The sequence below is a fragment of the Stenotrophomonas sp. GL_101 genome (assembly GCF_057835675.1).
Map to the genome: position 1 here is coordinate 1,319,818 of NZ_CM174432.1, position 19,879 is coordinate 1,339,696.

The following is a 19,879-nucleotide window of genomic DNA, read 5'->3' on the forward strand; positions in this document are numbered from 1 at the left end:
CCCGGTATGGACATCGCATTCAGTGCAGGCGGTGCAGTTCCAGCGCACCATCCTTGCCTTGCCGCGCGCTGATCGACCAGCCCTGGTGCAATGCCGACAGCAGCGCATCGGCGTCGCCGGCCTGGAAGGTGCCGCTGACCGCCAACGACGCGAGCGCCGGATCACTGATCACCATCGGGATCGTGCCGTAGCGGTTCATCCGCTCCACCACCGCCTGCAACGGGGTGGCATCGAACACCAGCTGGCCGTGCAGCCAGCCTTCTGCCGCCGGTCGCGACAGCGCCGGGCCGGGCTGGATCTGCCCGGACGGTTGCACCTGCAGTTGCTGCCCTGGTTGCAGGGTGTGCCGGTTGGCGCTCGGCCCGGTACTGGTGACTTCCACCAGGCCGTCGAGCAGGGCGACGTCGACCCGGCCATCGTCCCGGCGTTCCACCTGGAAGGTGGTGCCGATGTCGCGGATGCTGCTGTTGCCAGCTTGTACGCGCAGCGTCCTGGACGAAGGCGCTACCTGCAGCTGGATGCGGCCGCGCTCCAGCGCGATGCGGCGCCCACGCCAGCCAAAGCGGGTGGCCACTGCCGCGCCGGCATCCAGCGTGACGGTGCTGCCGTCGTCCAGCACGCGCTGCTGCGGCAGGCCACTGGTATTGGCGTAATGGCGTGGCACTGGATTGCCATCGATGGCGACCATCCAGCCGCTGCCCAAGGCAAGGCAGAGTGCGGCGGCGGTTGCCACGCGCGGCCACCATCGCCGGGCGGGTACCCGCGCAATGCGGGCGGTACTGGCCCGCACCCAGGCGTCATCGGCCAGCTGTCGGGTCTGCTGGTGCAGGGTTTCGGCCCGTGCCCAGGCATGCACGTGTGCGGGGTCTTCGGCGAGCCAGTCTTCAAATGCATCGCGCTCCTCGCCGGTGCAGTCTGCCGCCTCCAATCGTGCGATCCATTCGCTCGCGCGCTGGAATGCCGTCTCGGCGGCAACGTGCTTGGCAGCACTCATCATGATTCTCCGTCCTTGCCGAAGGTATCCGGGTCCAGTTCCTTGCGCAGTCCCTGCAGGGCACGGGCGATGTGTTTTTCCACCGTCTTGGCGGTGATGCCGCAATGTTGGGCGATCTGTGCATAGCTCATGCCGCTGATGCGGTTGAGCAGGTATACCTCGCGGCAGCGGTCAGGCAGCTTGAACAGCGCCTGCCGCAACATCGCCAGCATCTGTCCGGATTCGGCCTGGCGCAGCGGACCGGCGGTGGTGGAGGACGGCTCGCTGCCGGCCGCGTCATCCAGCAGCGGCACATGCGCGCCCGCTTGTGGCGAACGCCCGCGGTCGGCCAGGCGATTGCGCGCGATCCGGTACAGCAGCAGGCGCAGTTCGTCGGTGGAATGGGCTTGGTAACGGATCAGGCGTTCCATGCAGTCCTGGGCGATGTCCTCGGCGTCTTCGCTACTCACGCCACGGGTGCGCAGGAACGCGCACAACGGCCCGCGCTCGCCACGTACGAACGCAGTGAAGGTCTCCGGCGCCGGAAGTGGATCCGGTGCGCTGCAGATCAGGGGAGACGGGACGGACAGAGCAGTACCTCGAACGGCATGGGGCAACGGACGATCGAGTATTGCGCGACGTTGACAGGATAAGGAAGAGCGCATGTCAGCTCCGGTCAAAACTGAATGCATTTAGATTTCCATCCGGGCGTGGATGGGGGAGGTGGGCGCCCTGCACCGTTTTGTTTCGGGTCCCGCGTACTGCGGGGGCAGACCCTTTCTGGAGAGAGAGCTAATGAAGTATTCGGTGTTGAGTGTGGCGCTGGCAGGTGTACTGGGCGTGGCAGCGATGGGGGCGGCCGGTGACGCCGCCGCGATGAACTACCACCTGCAGGGCGATCGCATTTTCCTCAGCGGCGGGGTGACCTACGCCGACGTGGTGTCGTTGCCGGCGCTGCTGGCCAAGGCGCAGGCCGAAGGCCGTCCGATCCGCGAGGTGGTGCTGCGCACCTCCAATGGCGGCGCGCTGATCGCCGGTGAGTGGCTGCAGGGTATCATCCGCACTGCCGGGCTGAACACCATCGTGTCCGGCCACTGCATCTCCTCCTGCTCGATCATGCAGTCCGGCGGCGTGGAGCGTTACCTCGCCGGCGATCTGCCGATCGTGGATTCGGTGCAGATCCATGCCGCCAGCAGTGGCGGCACGGTGATCTACACGCCGTCGCCGCGCATGACCCAGATCTACACCGGCAACTACGGCGGCGGCATGGACCCGGCGCTGCTGCACAAGGCGATGTACGAAGTGGTCGAGTCCAATGGCCTGCTCGCGTTCGCTGATCCGGCACGCACCCGTGGCAACTCGGTCAGCTTCGATCCCGATGGCAGCGGCAGCAAGCGCGAAACCTTCGCCGGCCAGGACATCTACACCAACAACATCGTGACCGCAGCGGGCTACCGCGATCCCGGCGACACCTTGAATGTGACCGCCAATGTCAGCGGTGATATCAATGCCGGCTACCTGCGTACCGGCCGCCAGCTGCAGACCTTCGTCGATGACGATTTCGCGCGCTGGAACACCAACATGCAGTCCACCTACATCAGCCTGGCGCAGGGCATCTACAACGCCTCCAGCCGCGGCCTGCAGGGCATCGGCACCTACTCGGTGCAGGACTACCTCAACGACGCGGGCTACCAGGCCGACCTGTTGTCCAGGCTGCGTCTGGGTGATCTGGCGGCATCCACGCTGGACGATTCCATGGGGGTGATCCGCGTGGCCAACGGTGCCACCTGGCGCACTGCGGCCACCACCGGTGCGGACTTCATGCTGGTCGAGAACGGCACCATCGCTCTGGAGGGCGGTGCGCTGCGTGCCTCCGAAGTGCGCGTGCTGGGCGCCGGCATGCTGGTGGGCCACGGCGACGTGGCCGGCACCGCGATGGACCGGGACGCGCTCTTCGACGGCAGCGGCCCCTCCTGGCGCGAAGACGGCTTCAACCGCCTGCGCGTGTACGGCACGCTGATGCCGCGCGGGGGCGACCTGGTCACCCACGGCTACGTCAACATCATGCCGGGCGGCAAGGTGTTGTTCGATGTGACCGAGAACGGAGGCGCCGCGAGTGGCCGGTTGCGCGTGGGCACCTTCTTCGATAACCAGCAGTCCGACGGCGCGCTGGTGATCTCCACCGGCGCCTACCTGGAATTGAACGTGGCCAAGGGCTTCTACGGCCAGGAATTCCGCCGCGATCTCGTCGAAGGTCCGATCTACCAGCAGGGCTTCCAGGATGCAGTGCGGCTGGGCGACACCGGCTACACCGCCAGCATCGCGGACGGTGAGGTGTTCCGCCCGCGGCACAACTCGTTGCTGAGCTTCAACCTCACGCAGACCGCCGATGGCCTGTGGCTGACCGCCAATCCCGGCTTCGATCAGCTCGGCCTGTTTGCCAATGCAGGCGCCGGCGACGGCCTCGGCCGCGCGCTGGCCAGCGCCGCCAGCGGCAACAACGCCGCGCTGAAACCCCTGTTGGCATCGCTGCAGTTCGCCGACCGCGACGTGATCCAGCAGCAGGCCGGCAGCCTGCGCGGCGATGCACATGCCACCCAGCGACTGGCCGATACCGCCCTGGTGGGCAGCATCGGCAACGTCGTCCAGCAACATCAGTTCGCCATGCGCAGCGGCGGCGGAGATGCCGACGGCCTGGCGGCACAGGCCGCGCAGTCGGCCTCGGCGCAGCCGGGCGTGACCAACGGCAGCCTGTTCAACCAGCTGGCGATGCACCTGGTGCAGCCGGGCAATGACGGCATGGGTGCCACCACCGACAGCAGTGGCCGCAATGCGGGCGTGTGGGGCAGGGGCTTTGGCAGCCAGGGGCGGATCGAGGGCGCCAACGGCGTCGCCGGGATGACCCACACCACCGGCGGCATCGTGCTGGGTGCCGACACCCGCCTCGCCGACGACCGCGTCACCCTGGGCGTGAGCGTGGCCGCCGCCGACATGTCGACCAAGGCGCGCGACGGGGCGGCCTTCACCGGCGATGTGCGTGCCCTGGATGTGGGCGGCTACCTGGATGCCACCTACGCGCGCGGCTTCCTGGCGTTCTCGGCCCGCTACACCGACCTGCGCCACGACACCCGGCGCAGCATCAGTGGTATCGAGGGGCTGGAAGCGCCGCTGAAAGCCAAGTACAGCAACAACGCCGTGTCGGCCCGCCTGGAGCATGGCTTCTCGTTCACCACCGCCGCCGGCGTGGTCATCCAGCCGCTGCTGCCGGTGGTCGATTACGCCCGCACCTCGGCCACCCGCTTCGACGAAGGGCAGGGCGCTGGCGCGCTGCTTGGCCGCAGCGGCAGCCTGGAAAGCATCCGCGTGGGTGCCGGCCTGCAGCTGTACAAGACCTTCAACGGACGCAACGGCGAGAAGATCACCCCGCACGCCCGCGTGGTCTGGCAGAAGGAGCTGGGCGATACCCAGGCGCAGTACAGCAACGCGTTCAGCGCGGCCCCGGACCTGGTCTTCGGCGCCGCCAGCCAGCAGGTCGGTGAGCGCGTGTTGACCTGGAACGTGGGCGTCACCAGCCGCGCCAGCGAGCACCTGTCGATCATGGTGGACTACGTGGGTGAGCGTCGCGATGGGCAGGACCAGAACGGGGTGATGCTGGGCCTGGGCTACCGGTTCTGAGGGAAGGGGCGGCCCCGGCCCGGTAGCACCGGCCGGAGCACCGTCCTGCGGCGCGCTGCCCGGAATTGACCATTCCGGTCGCCGCCCCGTAGAATTGCCTGCTCAGCCGGAATAGCTCAGTTGGTAGAGCGGCGCATTCGTAATGCGTAGGTCGTAGGTTCGATTCCTATTTCCGGCACCAGATACAGCAAAAAGCCCCGGCCTTGGTCGGGGCTTTTTGTTTGGTGGCTGACCCGTCCTGAATTGAGTTGACACCTTTTCCCACAGGAAGAGGAATGTTCAATGAATTCAACAATCAGGCGCAGCCAGCGGGATTACTCGCTGGCCTTCAAGTTGTCGGTGGTGGACCAGGTCGAGCGTGGGGAGCTGACCTACAAGCAGGCCCAGGAGCGCTACGGAATCCAAGGACGGAGCACCGTGCTGTCGTGGCTTCGGCGACATGGTCGGCAAGACTGGTCAGGTGGGGCATCATCTGCCCCCATGACCACAGCTCCCAAGTCCGGAACGGCCAAGCCGCTGACACCGGAACAACAGATCAAAGTCCTGCAGGTTCAGCTGCGGGAGGCGACCGAGAAGGCGCAGCTTTTCGAGGCCATCGTGGATGTGCTCAAGGAAGACTACGGGGTGCGCATCGTAAAAAAGCCTTCCGGCAAGTCCTCACGCAAAGGCGCCTCCAAGGCGTAAGCGTGGCAAGGGCTTGCCGGCATTTTGGTATCAGTCGCCAAGCGTACTATCAGGCAGGCCATCGTCAGCAGCGGCAATTGGCCGACGGTGCTCGGGCGCTCGCGCTGGTAGGTGGCTATCGAGCGCGCCAGCCGCGCATCGGCACGCGCAAGCTGCATCATCTGATTGGACCGACGCTTCAAGCATCGGGAGTGGCAATGGGGCGCGACCGTCTGTTTGGCGTCCTTCGTGATGCCCGGCTGCTGGTCCCCATGCGGCGGGCGTACCACAAGACGACCGACAGCCATCACCGCTTCCGGCGGCACCCCAATCTTCTCAAGCCCGGCGAAGGGCGCGTGGTACCGACCGGCAGTGAGCAGGTCTGGGTAGCCGACATTACCTACCTGCCCACGCAGGGGAAATTTGTATACCTGAGCCTGATTACCGATGTGTGGTCGCGCAGGATCGTGGGCTGGAGCGTGCACGACACCCTGCAGACCGAACAGGTCGCCCAAGCACTGCAGATGGCGCTGAAGGAACGAAAAACGCGGCAGCAGCTGATCCATCACTCCGACCGGGGTATCCAGTACTGCTCGGACTACTACCAGAAGATCCACGCCAGGCATGGGGTGACCTGCTCGATGACCGATGGCTACGACTGCTACCAGAATGCGCTGGCCGAACGGGTCAATGGAATTTTGAAGGGCGAGTTCCTGCTGCACCGGCCTCGGGACCTGCTGCAGGCACGCCAGATGGTCGCCGAGTCGGTGGGGATCTATAACGCCGAGCGGCCGCACCTGTCGCTTAAAATGCAAACGCCCGATGCGGTGCATCGGGCGTCTCTGGCCGCCTGACGGCGGCCAGATCATCCGCCACAGGTGTCAACCTATGGCAGGACGGGTCAGGCTCGCTTGGTGGTAGTGCCGGCCGCTGGCCCGCTGCTTCAGTAGGGCCGGGCGATGCCCGGCTGCTTTATATGGTGGTTCTCCGTAGCCGGCTCTGGATGGATGCCAGCTTCAGTCACGCTTGGCGCCCAATTTGGGCCGACAGGAGGTGGCGTAGTTAGCTTGAATGCCTGCCTGGCATTCCCCGGTGCTGGCTACCGTGCTATGAATGCCAAGCCTTGCTTCAAGGCTCTTTCAGGGATTGGAAGGATGCGCAGGTTTGGGAGAACTGCAGGCGGTGGGTCTACCCGTCTCAAGGGATCTACAAAGAGTTTCAGGAAGCTGAGTGGCTTGAGCGCTTGGCTCTGCTGCATGCTGCTGATCGGTCTGTCGTCAGTCTCGCCTGCAGGTGCGCAGGAAACAGTCACCTACATGCACACCGATGCCTTGGGCTCGGTAGTGGCCGAGTCTGCTACGAACGGCAACGTGATCAAGCGGTTCGACTATGAGCCCTATGGTGCGGTGGTCGGCGGACAGGTTGCGGATGGTCCGGGCTACACGGGGCATGTGAGCGATGCGGCGACTGGGCTGAGCTACATGCAGCAGCGGTATATGGATCCGCAGTTGGGTGTGTTTCTCTCCGTTGACCCGGTGACGGCGTACGCGCAGCCGGTGGGGCAGTTCAATCGGTATCGGTATGCGAACGGGAATCCGTATAAGTTCACAGATCCAGATGGGCGGGCCGTTACGTGCGATGAGAATCGGTGTTCTGGTGAGGTCAAAACCATAGGGGATGCTTTAGCGCTCCCGATCATTCTAACGGTACATTACGGGGGTCGGTTGCTGTCAAACGCAATCGATTCGGCTCAGCGAAACGAGGAGGTTGATCCGTCCGACTCTGCGGCAAGACCCAGTAGCGCCACCCCCCCCGGCCTTGCCAACAGAATTGGTCGGTGATCAGAGTAGCCCCTTGGCAGGGACGAGCAAGAATGGGACGCGGCATACGAGCGGCAATCTAAAGCCGGAGTTCGGTGGAACGGGGAGCTATGGCGACGATCTCAAAACGCTCGCTGGAGACACAAGACCTGCGGTTCGTGGAGACAGCGCCCCTCCTGGGGCACAGATCGGAGAGAATGGCGTCTTTGGTCGCCAGACAAACAGCTCAGGTGGCAAGAGTATCGACATTCCTGCAAACGATGGTAAGCCGCATGAAACCCTACACTATGATTGAACAGCTTTCTGGCGGTGTGCGCTATCTGCCGATGCAATTTGAAGGTACGCAGCCGAACAGACTTGCCGCGTTACTCAAAGGGTGTCAGCTGCTCACTTGTAAAGTTCCCCGGCTGCAAGTAGGAAGAGCGGTGTGGCAGGCCATCTTGAGTTTTGACTCAGATATCACCCTTGAACTGACGTGCTCCAGCACCCTTGCGTATGGGTGGGACGAATTTGGAACGATCAACGTCGAATTATTATCCGGGGGCGCGTCAGAGCCGACTTGTGAATGGCGCAATTTGGAGCTGCCGGAAGGACTTGAGGTTGCTGGGGTCGAGATCATTCGTTGGCAAGGCAATGGCTTGATGGTTGATGCGGGATTAGGTTTGCATTTCGCCGATGGTAGAAATTTCTCTGCTGTGGCGTTGGATGTGCCAGGCACATTTCTCCTGACCGTGCCGGGAGAGGCTGCTTCAAGTGCTTGGCAGTTCCCGGTAGGTGAATATTCTTTCGTGGAGATTGAATAGGGGAGGTCCGTTCGCCAATCCTGGAAGGCCCTGGCTGTTTCAGGCAGCCATCAATTGCGTAGGTCGTAGGTTCGACTCCTATTTCCGGCACCAGATGCAGCGAAAAGCCCCCGCCTTGGGTGCCGGCTTCAGTCACGCTTGGCGCCAAGTTTCGAGGCGGCAGAAGGTGGCGTAGTTGACTTGAATGCCTGCCTGGCATTCCCTGCTGGTGGCTGCTGTGTTATGAATGCCAAGCCTTGCTTCAAGGCTCTTTCAGGGATTGGAAGGATGCGCAGGTTTGGGAGAACTGCAGGCGGTGGGTCTGCCCGTCTCAAAGGATCTAAAAAGAGTTTCAGGAAGCTGAGCGGCTTGAGCGCTTGGCTCTGCTGCATGCTGCTGATCGGTCTGTCGTCAGTCTCGCCCGCAGGTGCACAGGAAACAGTCACCTACATGCACACCGATGCCTTGGGCTCGGTGGTGGCAAAGAGCGATGCCAACGGCAATGTGATCGAGCGCATCACTTACGAGCCCTATGGCGCTGTCGTAGGTGCGCCGCTTGCTGATGGCCCGGGGTATACGGGACATGTGAGCGACTCGGCCACCGGGCTGAGTTACATGCAGCAACGGTACATGGATCCGCAACTGGGGACGTTCCTCTCGGTGGATCCGGTGACGGCGGATGGCGGCGATTCGAGACACTTTAATCGCTACTCATACGCGTACAACAATCCATACCGTTTCACTGATCCGGATGGTCGCTGCCCCGTTTGTCCTGTAATTGTCTTCTTCGTTGTAGCCATGACGCACTCCGAGTCGGCGAATGCACCAGCTCCTGGCGAGGCGGTTCAACGTGCACCAGTAGGCGATGCATTCGATGCTATTCCGGGTGGTGGTGCGGCGGTCCGGGGCGTCAGGACGACCGCTAACATGGTCGATAAGACGTATACGACCTACACCCGTGACCATCCGGCCAAGCCTACATACTCGGGAAAAACGAGCGGGACGGGGACACCTGAGCAGCAGGTGGCAAAGCGTACAGCTCAGCCAGATCATCAAGCCAAAACTGCAGATGGGTACCGTCCCGCCACGGTGGACAAAAACTCTTCAAATCCTGATGCAATCGCCGGACGCGAGCAGCGCCTGATTGAAAGTAATGGTGGGGCGCAGTCCCAAGGAGGGGCGTCAGCCAACAAGATCAATGCGAGCTCTCCCAGCAATCCAAGACACGAGGCCCGAATGGAGGCGTGCAATAGGGAGTTCGGGTGTTAGCCGTCAGAAAAAAGAGGCGCGACTGGTGTGCCTTGCCCGACCAACGGACGCACTGAACATTGAACCCAAGTGCATGAATTGGCAATTGGGGCTCAATGTACGGTATGGCTAGTTAAAGCGAGAAGGCTGTACTAGTAGGTCCAGCTCCGGCTTCGCCAATATCCAGTCGACATCGTACTCCATCTGATATTCCCACTCGCGCAGACCATCTGACGTGGAAATCAGACGTTGCAATATCTCATTCGCCTTTTCGGGCTCATTCACTCGATATAGGAGTACGCGTTCTCCACGGGCCGTAATTCGAGCGAGAAAAATAGCATTGTGATCAACCTCAAGTGCGGGCGCAATTTTTTCCTCCAGCCGGGCAAGGGCTTCAATCTCTTCCTTGGTCGGCATGCCGTTCACGCCTTGCAGCTTGCAATTTACTCCAATCCTCAGGTGCCACGGAAAGGCATCACGTCCCGTAAAAGTCAGCAACGTGGAATTGACAACTATGATAGCCGGATCGCTACCGATGGAAGTCTCAATCAAGCTATAGCAGGGAACAGGGAAATCTCTCATCCGTCTATCCATCTGGCGCCGGTGTAAATTCTAGCACTTCGCTGGTTAGGAGCCTCGGGCTCGGTAGTGGTCAAGAGGGTCCTGCCCCGAAATTACGGACGGTTGTGAACGGGTTGAGTACTTAAAATCGCGCCTGGCGATCCTTCGTCGCATCCGGCGGTTGCGGAAATGCTCGATGGATTCAAGCACATCGGCCTTTGCTGCATCGAATGTTGGTTAGCTCATCCGATGTATCCGCTTGCGCTTGAGCATCCCGAAGAAGCCTTTACATGCAGCATTGTCACCGCAATGTCCGACTGCGCTCATCGAGCACACCAACGCATTGGCTTTCAGGTCGCTCTGTAAGTTGCCACTTCGGAATTGGCTGCCACGATCGGAGTGCAGGGTTACCAGATGGTGGCGTTAACGCGGCTAGGCAGCCATTTGCACCGCTCGAATCACCATCTGCCGCTCTTGGCGGTGATGCATCGACCAGCCCACGACACGTTGGTCGAACAGATCCAGGACGACACACAGATACAGCTTGTTCCGCTGCGTCTTGATCTCGGTGATATCGGTGACCCACTTGGTTTCCGGCTCCAACGCAGTGAAGTCCCGCTCCAACCAGTTAGGCGCGCCCGGGGGCGTCAGCGTGGCCCAGCTGCGCTGGTCGCGACGCTTGAACCGCGGCCAACCCTGCAGGCCATTGCCTGCCATCAACCTAGCCATGCGATCAAGGCTGGCAGTTTCAACATCATCGACCAAGTCTCCCGCATCCAGCCTGCGCCCAGCAGGCCAAGGCTGTCTTCGTGCGGTTCACGGATGTGACCGGGCAAACGCTCGTTGTCGAGCTGGCGGGCGCTGGTCAGGCGCTTACTCCAATCGTAATGGCCGCCGACTGATACCTGCAGGCACCGGCACATCAGTCGAACCGGAAACGCATCGCGACAACGTTCGATCACCTGATACCTCAGGATGATTCCTTGGAAAAGAACGTCGCCGCTTCTCGCAAAAAATCCCGTTCCTTCTTCACCTGAGCCAGCTAGCGCTTGAGGTGGGCCAGCTCTTCGTCCCCGGGGCGTACCCGTACCTGCAAAGGCCACTGAACCCTGGCTCTGAGCCTCACGCTTCCAGCGGGTCAGCTGAGTGTCCCGAATCCCCAACTCCCGAGCAAACTAGGCACTACTGACGCCCGGATGGTTAGCCTGTTCAACCGCACCGCGCTTGAACTCTGCACTGAACTTCCTTCACTTCGACATGAACGCTCCTCAAGGCCTCGGTCGGCCTTCTCGTAAGTGTCCGTGAAAACGGGGGATGAATAGGTTGTGCGGCTTGAGCGTTTGGCTCTGTTGGCGTTGCTGATCGGGCTGTCGTCGATCTCGCCTGCAGGCGCCCAGAAAACTGTCACCTACATGCACACCGATGTCTTCGGTTCGGTAGTGGCCGGGTCCGATCCGAACGGCAACGTGATCAAGCGCTGCGACTATGAGCCCTATGGCGCGGTGGTCGGCGGAAAGGCTTCCAATGGCCCGGGCTATACGGGGAATGTGAGTAATGCGACCACTGGGCTGAGCAACATGCAGCAGGGGCCGAAAATTGCGTGTGATCGGGAATGCTATGGTCAGATTTTTCTGACAGGCGCCTGCGAGTTGTTCGTGATAAGTTCGCCTGCAGTATCGTCGGCCAAGGTGATTGTGGTTCGACGAAGGGGCAGGGATGGTGCAATGCCAGTCCTGAGGAAGCTGTAGCTATCTACAAAGGAATGCGTAGTGATCGGTGCATTGTTGCGTCATGGATCCATGCGTTGGCTCATCCTGTTTGTCAGTTTGGCAGGTGTGATGTGTGCTGCTCCGGTGCTGGCGCAGTCGGTAGCCGATGGCATTCATCCTTACTTGGAGTACCAGAAGCGGATCAAATCCGCCGAATCGCTCTCGGCGCTGGACACCGGCCTGTTCGGTGAAGCTGTCAGCTTGTATGACGGCAGTACGCAGTTCCGGGTCGTCGAGATTGACCTGCCCGGAAACAATGCTCTTCCTGTGCAGCTCGCTCGCAGACTGAGTGTCCAGCTGCAACCGCAGGGCTCCATTCGGGACCACGACGCCAGGCTGCTCGGATTGGGCAACTGGGACGTGGAGGTTCCCTATGTGGCGGCGACCTATGCAAGTTCGACTGGTCTTCCTGCGCGGGTTTGCACACAGGGAAGCGTGCCGAGTGGCGGAGCCTTCAGTGTCCGCGAATTTTGGAGCGGGTTGAATGTGCATCTGCCGGCACGCGGCGACACGGCCATGCTTTCCATCGTTTCGGGCACACCGCTTCCAACAAGTGGAGCTGGTGCCCGACTGACGACCAAGGAACGAGATGCTATCGATTGCATTGGCATGGGCGACGGCAGTCGCGACGGATTCCGGCTGACGACGACCAACGGTGAACGCTACTATTTCAACCAGCTTGCCACCCGACCGGAAGCGCCTCTGCAGAAGATGGTGCCGACCAATGACGGGAACCCACCGATCAGCATGATTCTTGAGCGCACCCGCTACTATCTGCTGGCGACCCGCATCGAGGACAGGTTCGGCAACACGGTTCAGTTTTCGTACAACGCCGATGGTCATCCCACCCGAATTTGGAGCAACGACGGTCGCGAGATCACCATTGTCTACAGTCAGGGACGTATGACCAGCGCCACAGCCAATGGAAGAACCTGGGGATTTGATTACCAGGCGCTCTTTCCTGATGTTCAGCTGACAGCGGTGACCCGTCCGGATGGGAGCTCTTGGCGTTATGCGTACTCGGGCACGCTTCTTCCGTCCGCGCCGTTGGACACCGATGCACTCCCGGCACTTCCCTGGTGCAGGAGCGCACAGATACCTCTTTCTGCAGGGTATGCCATTACCGCGACTCATCCTGCCGGCGCCGTGGGCGCGTTTTCCTTCTCAAATCGGCGTCACTGGCGACATGGCGTCCATCAGACCGAGTGTCATCAGAAGGGTCCTTCGCTGGATCCGGAGTACGTGCTCGATGTGCCTCACTACTTCGATGTGCTGAGTATCGTGGCCAAGTCGATCTCCGGCCCCGGACTGCAGGTGATGCAATGGAAGTACGACTTTGGCGGATCTCCGTCAACGTTCTGGGGTACCCAGAACGAGGCTGCAAACTACCCTTGCACAACTTGCACACAGACCAAGTTGGTGCAGGTCCAACGCCCGGACGCGACGTCCCAGCGCCTGACGTTCGGCAATGTCTACATGCTCAATGATGGTCGCGAGCTTCGTGAGGAAGTGGTGGACGCACAGGGCAGCGTCGCGCAGACCCGGTCCAGCGACTATCTCGCCGACACCGCAGTTTCCGGTCAGCCCTTCCTTGGCGAGTACGGTGGCATTCTCGGCGGCCTGAGCGATCCTGCGACGGTTCGTATTCGACCGATCATCCAGACTCTGTTGCAGCAGGATGGCACGAACTATATCTGGCAGGCCGCTGCATTCGATCGCTTTGCCCGGCCCACGGAGCGGGTGCGTACCGGCCCCAGTGGTGCGGTGCGTGAGCGGCTTGACTATCACGACAGTACAGATCGGTGGGTGCTGGGGCAGCTGTCCCGTGTAACCGATGTAGGTAGTGGTGTGGTTGTTGCTGAGGCTGCATTCGACGCAAATGCCATGCCGGTGCAGACCTTTGCATTCGGAAGGCGCACACAGGCCCGGACCTATAACGCCGACGGCACTGTAGCCACGCTCAGCGATGGGAACGGCAATATCACCACGCTATTGGAGTGGAAGCGTGGCATTCCTGGAATGGTGCGGAACCCAGATGCGACCACATCCCGAGTTGGAATCGATAACAACGGTTGGATTCTCGACGCCACAGATGAGAACGGATTCACAACGAGCTATGGCTACGACGCACTCGGTCGTGTCTCCAGTGTCACCTATCCAGCTAGCGATACCACCGCTTGGACGCCGCTATCCCGTTCGTTCCAGCAGATATCGGTGGATGAGTACGGCGTGCAGCCGGGACACTGGCGACAAGCAGTAGCAACGGGCAACGGACGCACGGAGACCGTCTACGATGCCCTGTGGCGTCCCATTGTTACGCGTGAGTATGACAGCGGCAGCGTGGCCGGGACGCAGCGGATGCAGCGCTTTGCTTACGACCATGAGGGGAGGCAGTTGTTCGCTTCCTATCCAGGCAGCAGTGCCAATCTGACGACCGGTACCTGGAGTGAGTACGATGCCCTTGGCCGGAACACCGCGACGGCCCAGGACAGTGAGTTGGGTTCGCTCATCGCGATCACCGACTATCTGTCTGGGTCCAGGACTCGGGTCACCGACCCCCGGGGTAAGCAGACTGTCACTGCCTATCAATCATTCGATCAGCCTGAGTACTCGGCGCCTACGCTCATACAGCGGCCGGCGAATGTCGTTCTGGATATTCCCCGTAACGTGTTTGGCCGACCCCTGAGCATCACCCAGCGCAGTGCCGACGGTACAGTCTCGCTGACACGTCGCTATGTCTACGATGCGCACCAGCGACTGTGCAAGAGCATCGAGCCGGAGGTAGGGGCGACTGTCCTTGCCTATGACGGTGCGGATAACACCATCTGGACCGCGGCTGGCCTGGCGTTGCCAGCAGTTGGATCGTGTGATGCCACGGGCGCCTATTCCTCCGGTCGGCGTGTGGATCGGACCTATGACGCTCGCAACCGTTTGAAGGCCTTGGTATTTCCAGATGGAAACGGCGATCAGACATGGGCCTATGCGCCGGATGGCTTACCTGCGCAGGTATCGACAAAGAACGCGATTAGCCCCATTCCAGTCGTCAATACATATGCTTACAACAAGCGGCGTCTGATGACGAGCGAGGGCAGTGCGCTCGAGGGCACGTTCAGTTGGGCACTGGGCTATGGGTACGACGCCAGAGGAGTGCTGGCCAGCATCCAGTATCCGAGTGGCCTCCCGGTGGACCTGGCACCCAACGGACTCGGGCAAGCCACGCGCGTGAGCGCATACGCCCTCGGTGTGGCCTACCACCCCAACGGGGCCATGCGCCAGTTCACGTATGGCAATGGGGTTGCCCATACCATGTCCCAGAATGCACGTCAGTTGCCGACGCGAGTGGTGGATACCCGAGGCGCGCTGGATAATACGTATAGCTACGATGCAAGTGGCAACGTTACGGCCATCGGTGATGCGCTCGATACTACGCGTAACCGGTCGATGCAGTATGACGACCTTGACCGTCTGACCCGGGCAACCTCGCCGGCATTTCGCGGCGATGGCGTTGTCAATTACAGCTACGACGCACTGGATAATCTGCGCACGGCACGATTGGCTGGCATCAAGGATCACAGCTACTCGTACGACAACAGCAATCGGCTGACGAACGTACGGGCTTCGGACGGCTCTACCACCATGGGCCTGGCTTATGACGTGCAGGGTAATCTTGCGACCCGCAATGGTCAGCCGTTCCGTTTTGATTTTGGCAATCGATTGCGTGAGGTCGACGGTGTAGAGAAGTATGCCTACGATGCGCATGGGCGTCGCGTGGTCAGTCAGTCTCAGGGCGGCGATATTCTCTCGCTGTATGACAACCAAGGCGTGTTGCGTCGGCAGGAGAGCCAGCGCACTGGTGAGAATACCGAGTACGTGCATCTCAATGGCAGCTTGTTGGCCAAGCTGGTTACAACAGTGGCTCCGGGCGTGCCAGTCATCCAGGTGCCTTCGTTCAGCAGCAACGGAAGCTACACGGTGACTTGGTCAGCGGTCTCTGGCGCAACGTCCTATGAGCTTCAGCAGCAGGCAGGGCAGGGCAGCTGGGCATCAGCGTACTCAGGGGCCTCACTATCCTGGTCTGCCAGCGGCCGACCGTCCGGCGCCCATGGTCATCGGGTCCGCGCCTGCCGGGCGGCCCTGTGCGGCAGTTGGAGTGCGACGGCAAGTGTGGTGGTGGAGCTTGCTCCGGGCAGTGCACCAACCATCAGCGCTCCTGCCATCGCCGCAGGCGGCAATTACGCGGTGACCTGGACGGTGGTCACAGGTGCGACTTCCTACCGGCTTGAGGAGCGCAAGGGAACCGCTGCATGGGTGGAGCTGCAGAATGGCGCGGGCCGTAGCAGATCCTTCACCTCGGCACCGGTAGGTACGTACGGCTATCGTGTTCGTGGCTGCAACGCCAGTGGTTGCGGACCATACTCCGCCGCTGGCAACGTTGAGGTTGTTTACGTGCCGACGGCTGCTCCTGGTCTGACCGCCCCGGCGAAGTCTCTCGGTCCCGCCTATAGCCTGAGTTGGACTGGGGTAGGCAATGCGGCTTCGTATCAACTGGAAGAGCGCGTCAATGGCGGAGCCTGGGGGGCGATATCCACTGGCGCGTCGTTAAGCTTGGCCATTTCCGGGCGGACATACGCGGCATACGAGTATCGAGTGCGTGGCTGTGCATCGGTGGGCTGTGGCCCTTACTCCGTTGTTTCGCGAGTGGAGGTCATTCTTGCGCCCACCGGCGTCCCGGCGTTGAATGCACCGGCGGCGAGCAACACGGGCAGCTTCACCGTGAGTTGGACAGCCGTTGCATGGGCAAATAGGTATCTGCTGCAGGAGCAGGTCAACGGCGGTGGATGGGCGAACATCCAGAACGATGGCTCCAGTCAGCGCGCTATCGCAGGCAAAGGCAATGCAAGCTATGGCTACCGGGTGGCGGCCTGCAATGAAGCTGGTTGCGGAGGGTACTCGGGAACAGTCACGACGGTGGTGAATGTGCCGCCGCCGGTGCCGGCGGCTCCACAGCTGCGGGAAGCTTGGTACTACTACTCGGAAGGCGATACTACCTACCGGGGGGGCTGGACAGCGGTAGCTGGCGCGACACGCTATGAGTTCAGCGGCTCGACAAGCTGCACAACGACTCTGCTGTTCTGCTCCGCCATTGCCAGAGGTCAGCCGAAGATCACAGCATTCCGCGTGTATGCCTGCAACGCCAGTGGCTGTTCGGTTCCCTCCAATGCGTTGGTGGTGCAGGACGGGTTCGAGCGATGAAGGGAGTCATGCAGGCGAGATGGAAGACGCTGCAAATGCGAGAGGGGAAATCGATGAGCGCGGGAAGGAGCATTGCCAGGCTGATAGGTGTGGTCGCTCTCTTGATGTGCTGCTTCGGCACCAACGCGCAGGTGGTCACCTATGTCCATACGGATGCTTTGGGCTCGGTGGTGGCTGAGTCGGATGCTAGCGGTGCTGTGATCAAGCGATATATCTACGAGCCCTACGGGGCCGTAGTCGGTGGCGTTGTCACTGATGGTCCGGGCTATACAGGGCATGTCAGTGATGCGGCAACTGGGCTGAGCTACATGCAGCAGCGCTACATGGATCCACAGTTGGGGAGGTTCCTGTCCGTGGATCCGGTTGGAGTGAGTCCGATCAGCGGGCTTAATTTCAACCGTTATTGGTACGCTTCAAACAAACCATACAAAAATACTGATCCAGATGGGCGCTGTGATGGCCCTTCGACGTGCGCGATTGATCGTGATATAGCCGCTATGAATAGTGGTGAGATGACAACGGATCAGTTCAATGAGCGATCAGAAGCCCGCGCCACCGGTGCTGTCATTGGAGCTGTAGCCGGCCCCTTCATTTTAGTGACCGGGGGGCGCATTCTTCCCGCAACCGCTAGATTGCTCAGAATCGCTGAGAGGCGTGAGCTCAGTCAGGAGTCAAGGAGGGGGGTTGCTTCATTGGAGAAGAGGATCGCGGAGCATCAGAAGAAGATGCAAGATTTCAAAGACAATCCTACCGTCAGGCCTGGAATGGAGAAGTTGCCGAGGGAAGTCATCCAGCGGCAACAGCAGCGTCGTGTTGAACATTTGGAGCAAGAGATAAAGGCTTTCAGGGGCAATATAGAGAAGCTCAAAAACCCTCCTCCTCCCCCTCCCCCTCCGAGTCCCGTGTGATGATTATTGAATTTGATGGTCGAGTAATATTGGTGGGCGGCCTTGGGGTGGTTCAGGAAACATTGGATTTTATCAAGGGTCGGCAGTTTGCTCTATTGTTGCCTGCTTATACGATTTCCGAAAGAGAATCATCTTTTAGAATGGCAGTCTCATTGACGGCTGCTGGATGTAGAGAGGTTTGCTGCGTGGGTCAACTGTCGATGGAGCTGGAGGACGCTCTGGATTCGGCATTGGAGCTGGATAACAATATCGATGTCGTAACGACTTCGTTCTGCGATGGTGACGAGGCTGTCGAGTATTTTTTATTTGCGGCCGGAGGTGCCACAAGAGACCTTGGCCTGATTGCAGCGATCGAGGCTCACGTTGATCTGAAGCGTTCGCTCATCTCATTCACTAGCTAGAGGTGCCCAGCTAGCGTAAGTCACGCGTTCTCAACACAATGATGAGGGTGACAGTCGCAGCGGAAAAGGTACCCACACCGGTTTGGAGCCAAATCCCCATAACTCCACTTCTTAGGTCACCGCAAGGAACGAGCCCACAACCTGGCGCGCACGCTTCCCGGCATCAAACATCGAGACACTGCCGCACGTCGCCGAGACCGGCGCCTCGTCCTGCAGAACATCCCAATGCTCGGCCAGCAACCCCTGCTGGATCCGGAACAGATCGACCACTACCTGCGGTGCATCCGCCCAACCGCGGATGGCGACGAATTCGCCCTCGGCGACCATCAGGCCGGGCTCGTAGTAGACGTCCTTCGGCAGCTCGGCGACCAGCGCGTGCAGCGCATCGCGACCTTGCGACGTCCCCCCAAAATGGGGTGTTCCGGTTCAACGGTGTGTCTTCTCCTGTGGAACAGATCGGGAAGTAATATGAAAGCAAAAAGCATGATCTCCTTGGTAGTTCTGTGCGGCCTCCCTCTTCTCATCAGCGCTGGATGTAGTCAGCGCGACCAGGTTGGATCCATAGATTTCGAGCCTCTAGACGCATGCTATTACCGAATCAAGGGTTCAGATCGGTGCAACACCAGCTTTCAGCGGCTGATGGCGAACCCCGTGTCTGCTGTGGATAGGCAGGTAACGCTTGTTGGGTTCTTGGCGCCGAGGAATGGCGTGGTTCTGCTCTTTCCCGGCGAGCAGGACTACCTTCACGATGTCGTAGTCAACGCGATCGCGTTAAGTGGGGGCGATTTGTCCCTCCTTGAAGACAAGTGGTACCAAGTCGTCAGGGTCCGGGCAGAGTTTGGTCTAGCGAAGGACTCCATTGCCCCATGGTTTGGAGTCATGAGTTCGCTGGCAGCGGTTGACGTAGTGGTGGCTGTAGAAAAGGTGGGGCCAGTGGTTATTCATGACGAGGTGGGCGTGGCTTCAGATCACAAGGAATAGAGGGTCTCGGGGCGACCTCCATGCTCTGCTGGCGAATTCCTGGACGATGCCAACGGGAAGTGCAGCGGCTTTCAGTTGAGGCGGGTACTGTGAAGGCTGCTGGGCAGGTGGATGGCGGTGGAAGACCCGGAATTCAGAACGAAGGAAAGACCAGGGGTGATTTCAAGCCAAATGGAGAGTGATGAGTAAATCTGACGAAGAGTATCGTGTGCTGAAGGCGGCCAGGCTGATGGCTGGTCAGGCTCGTGAGCAGTTGGCCCTTCGTCAGCGTTACGCGCCTGATTTCGTTGCGGCGGTTAACGATAGTATGCAATTGAACCTGTCCTTATCTGATTTCATAACCAGTTATGACTGTCAGCAGGTCGTGTGGCCAAAGGACATTAGGTCGGCTCCGGGTCTCGTATCCGCATACATTGATCGCAAGGCCGCAGAGAAGATCGTTGCGTGCATCGATAGCATTGTTGGGCGAGTCGACGGCTTCATTCACTTAGACGGAAAGCACTATCTAGGTGGCGCGAAGGTGCACGATGTAAAGGTCAGTGGATTGCTTGGTCTGGCTGCCAAAACGGAGGGCTCGCCGGTTTTTTCAGTGAATGATCCCGCCGGCCTTGTGATGGTTGACTGCTACCTGATGGGCTCCGTTCCTCAGTTCACTGTATTGGTCCAAGGAGCCGTACTGGTTGACCAGCTCGGGGATTGTTTTGGCTAGTAAAAAAGACGCTCTAGGGACGCTGGCCTGCATGTGGCTTCGTGATGCTTAGTGCGTGGGGCGTGGGTTCGATTCCCATTTCCGGCGACGTCCCCAAAGATGGAGCAGCGCACCGGTTTGGAGCCACCCCCCAAAG

Annotated in this window: 15 protein-coding genes, 1 tRNA gene and 1 pseudogene; 12 read left to right on the plus strand and 5 right to left on the minus strand. The window is 60.5% G+C overall.

Annotated features, from left to right (window positions below):
• Nucleotides 1–19: 19 nt before the first annotated feature.
• Both AC3IR9_RS05915 and AC3IR9_RS05920 read right to left on the minus strand, forming a co-directional pair.
• Nucleotides 20–994, minus strand: coding sequence for a FecR family protein (locus tag AC3IR9_RS05915; RefSeq protein ID WP_489294679.1), 975 nt, complete (start codon nucleotides 992–994; stop codon nucleotides 20–22).
• Nucleotides 994–1,470, minus strand: a complete 477-nt coding sequence (locus AC3IR9_RS05920) for an RNA polymerase sigma factor (protein ID WP_489295720.1) — start codon at nucleotides 1,468–1,470, stop codon at nucleotides 994–996. Before AC3IR9_RS05920 ends, AC3IR9_RS05915 begins: the two co-directional genes overlap by 1 nt.
• Before the next feature lie 298 nt (nucleotides 1,471–1,768).
• Here AC3IR9_RS05920 and AC3IR9_RS05925 point away from each other — a divergent pair, with 298 nt between their 5' ends.
• The 6 genes from AC3IR9_RS05925 to AC3IR9_RS05950 all read left to right on the plus strand — a co-directional run bounded on the left by AC3IR9_RS05925 (nucleotide 1,769) and on the right by AC3IR9_RS05950 (nucleotide 9,182).
• Nucleotides 1,769–4,648 (plus strand): autotransporter domain-containing protein, encoded by a 2,880-nt coding sequence (locus tag AC3IR9_RS05925; protein ID WP_489294681.1) that lies wholly within the window; start codon nucleotides 1,769–1,771, stop codon nucleotides 4,646–4,648.
• 105 nt (nucleotides 4,649–4,753) lie between these two features.
• Nucleotides 4,754–4,829 (plus strand) — tRNA-Thr (locus AC3IR9_RS05930).
• 101 nt (nucleotides 4,830–4,930) lie between these two features.
• A protein-coding gene (locus tag AC3IR9_RS05935) for an IS3 family transposase (RefSeq protein ID WP_489291031.1) occupies nucleotides 4,931–6,165 on the plus strand; the annotation gives its coding sequence in 2 pieces (ribosomal slippage) (nucleotides 4,931–5,282 and nucleotides 5,282–6,165; 1,236 coding nt in all).
• A gap of 402 nt (nucleotides 6,166–6,567) precedes the next feature.
• Nucleotides 6,568–7,152 (plus strand): RHS repeat-associated core domain-containing protein, encoded by a 585-nt coding sequence (locus tag AC3IR9_RS05940; RefSeq protein WP_489294683.1) that lies wholly within the window; start codon nucleotides 6,568–6,570, stop codon nucleotides 7,150–7,152.
• Nucleotides 7,153–7,403: 251 nt separating this feature from the next.
• Nucleotides 7,404–7,934, plus strand: a complete 531-nt coding sequence (locus tag AC3IR9_RS05945; protein WP_489294685.1) for a hypothetical protein — start codon at nucleotides 7,404–7,406, stop codon at nucleotides 7,932–7,934.
• Between the two features lie 369 nt (nucleotides 7,935–8,303).
• A complete protein-coding gene (locus AC3IR9_RS05950) occupies nucleotides 8,304–9,182 on the plus strand; it encodes an RHS repeat-associated core domain-containing protein (RefSeq protein ID WP_489294687.1) in 879 nt (292 codons plus the stop codon).
• A 108-nt stretch (nucleotides 9,183–9,290) separates the two neighbouring features.
• Here the strand turns inward: AC3IR9_RS05950 and AC3IR9_RS05955 are convergent, their stop codons facing one another.
• Nucleotides 9,291–9,743 carry a DUF695 domain-containing protein gene (locus AC3IR9_RS05955; protein ID WP_489294688.1) on the minus strand — a complete coding sequence of 151 codons (453 nt, stop codon included), beginning with the start codon at nucleotides 9,741–9,743 and terminating at the stop codon, nucleotides 9,291–9,293.
• Between the two features lie 45 nt (nucleotides 9,744–9,788).
• A pseudogene (locus tag AC3IR9_RS05960) lies at nucleotides 9,789–10,969 on the minus strand (IS3 family transposase); the annotation flags it as partial.
• A 102-nt stretch (nucleotides 10,970–11,071) separates the two neighbouring features.
• Between AC3IR9_RS05960 and AC3IR9_RS05965 the strand changes: the two are divergent.
• The 4 genes from AC3IR9_RS05965 to AC3IR9_RS05980 are packed head-to-tail and all read left to right on the plus strand — an operon-like array spanning nucleotide 11,072 to nucleotide 18,053.
• Nucleotides 11,072–11,470 carry a hypothetical protein gene (locus AC3IR9_RS05965; protein WP_489294690.1) on the plus strand — a complete coding sequence of 133 codons (399 nt, stop codon included), beginning with the start codon at nucleotides 11,072–11,074 and terminating at the stop codon, nucleotides 11,468–11,470.
• A gap of 21 nt (nucleotides 11,471–11,491) precedes the next feature.
• Nucleotides 11,492–16,744 (plus strand): RHS repeat domain-containing protein, encoded by a 5,253-nt coding sequence (locus AC3IR9_RS05970; protein WP_489294692.1) that lies wholly within the window; start codon nucleotides 11,492–11,494, stop codon nucleotides 16,742–16,744.
• Nucleotides 16,741–17,652: an RHS repeat-associated core domain-containing protein gene (locus tag AC3IR9_RS05975; protein ID WP_489294693.1), complete on the plus strand. Its 912-nt coding sequence runs from the start codon at nucleotides 16,741–16,743 to the stop codon at nucleotides 17,650–17,652. The genes AC3IR9_RS05970 and AC3IR9_RS05975 overlap by 4 nt, the downstream gene beginning before the upstream one ends.
• Nucleotides 17,652–18,053, plus strand: coding sequence for a DUF7684 family protein (locus tag AC3IR9_RS05980; RefSeq protein ID WP_489294695.1), 402 nt, complete (start codon nucleotides 17,652–17,654; stop codon nucleotides 18,051–18,053). Before AC3IR9_RS05975 ends, AC3IR9_RS05980 begins: the two co-directional genes overlap by 1 nt.
• Nucleotides 18,054–18,164: 111 nt before the next feature.
• Here AC3IR9_RS05980 and AC3IR9_RS05985 read toward each other — a convergent pair whose 3' ends face one another.
• On the minus strand, nucleotides 18,165–18,380 hold the full coding sequence (locus AC3IR9_RS05985; RefSeq protein ID WP_489294696.1) for a hypothetical protein: 216 nt from the start codon (nucleotides 18,378–18,380) through the stop codon (nucleotides 18,165–18,167).
• Between the two features lie 156 nt (nucleotides 18,381–18,536).
• Between AC3IR9_RS05985 and AC3IR9_RS05990 the strand changes: the two genes are divergently transcribed.
• Nucleotides 18,537–19,034 carry a hypothetical protein gene (locus AC3IR9_RS05990; protein ID WP_489294698.1) on the plus strand — a complete coding sequence of 166 codons (498 nt, stop codon included), beginning with the start codon at nucleotides 18,537–18,539 and terminating at the stop codon, nucleotides 19,032–19,034.
• 181 nt (nucleotides 19,035–19,215) lie between these two features.
• Nucleotides 19,216–19,743: a hypothetical protein gene (locus AC3IR9_RS05995; protein WP_489294700.1), complete on the plus strand. Its 528-nt coding sequence runs from the start codon at nucleotides 19,216–19,218 to the stop codon at nucleotides 19,741–19,743.
• Nucleotides 19,744–19,879: the final 136 nt, after the last annotated feature.

What these genes read in the sequence shown, in the direction of transcription:
- AC3IR9_RS05915 (WP_489294679.1), bottom strand. Translation starts at nt 994, where the DNA reads ATGAGTGCTGCCAAGCACGTTGCCGCCGAGACGGCATTCCAGCGCGCG.
- AC3IR9_RS05925 (WP_489294681.1), top strand. Translation starts at nt 1,769, where the DNA reads ATGAAGTATTCGGTGTTGAGTGTGGCGCTGGCAGGTGTACTGGGCGTG.
- AC3IR9_RS05940 (WP_489294683.1), top strand. Translation starts at nt 6,568, where the DNA reads ATGCTGCTGATCGGTCTGTCGTCAGTCTCGCCTGCAGGTGCGCAGGAA.
- AC3IR9_RS05945 (WP_489294685.1), top strand. Translation starts at nt 7,404, where the DNA reads ATGAAACCCTACACTATGATTGAACAGCTTTCTGGCGGTGTGCGCTAT.
- AC3IR9_RS05950 (WP_489294687.1), top strand. Translation starts at nt 8,304, where the DNA reads ATGCTGCTGATCGGTCTGTCGTCAGTCTCGCCCGCAGGTGCACAGGAA.
- AC3IR9_RS05955 (WP_489294688.1), bottom strand. Translation starts at nt 9,743, where the DNA reads ATGAGAGATTTCCCTGTTCCCTGCTATAGCTTGATTGAGACTTCCATC.
- AC3IR9_RS05975 (WP_489294693.1), top strand. Translation starts at nt 16,741, where the DNA reads ATGAAGGGAGTCATGCAGGCGAGATGGAAGACGCTGCAAATGCGAGAG.
- AC3IR9_RS05980 (WP_489294695.1), top strand. Translation starts at nt 17,652, where the DNA reads ATGATTATTGAATTTGATGGTCGAGTAATATTGGTGGGCGGCCTTGGG.
- AC3IR9_RS05985 (WP_489294696.1), bottom strand. Translation starts at nt 18,380, where the DNA reads ATGGTCGCCGAGGGCGAATTCGTCGCCATCCGCGGTTGGGCGGATGCA.
- AC3IR9_RS05990 (WP_489294698.1), top strand. Translation starts at nt 18,537, where the DNA reads ATGATCTCCTTGGTAGTTCTGTGCGGCCTCCCTCTTCTCATCAGCGCT.
- AC3IR9_RS05995 (WP_489294700.1), top strand. Translation starts at nt 19,216, where the DNA reads ATGAGTAAATCTGACGAAGAGTATCGTGTGCTGAAGGCGGCCAGGCTG.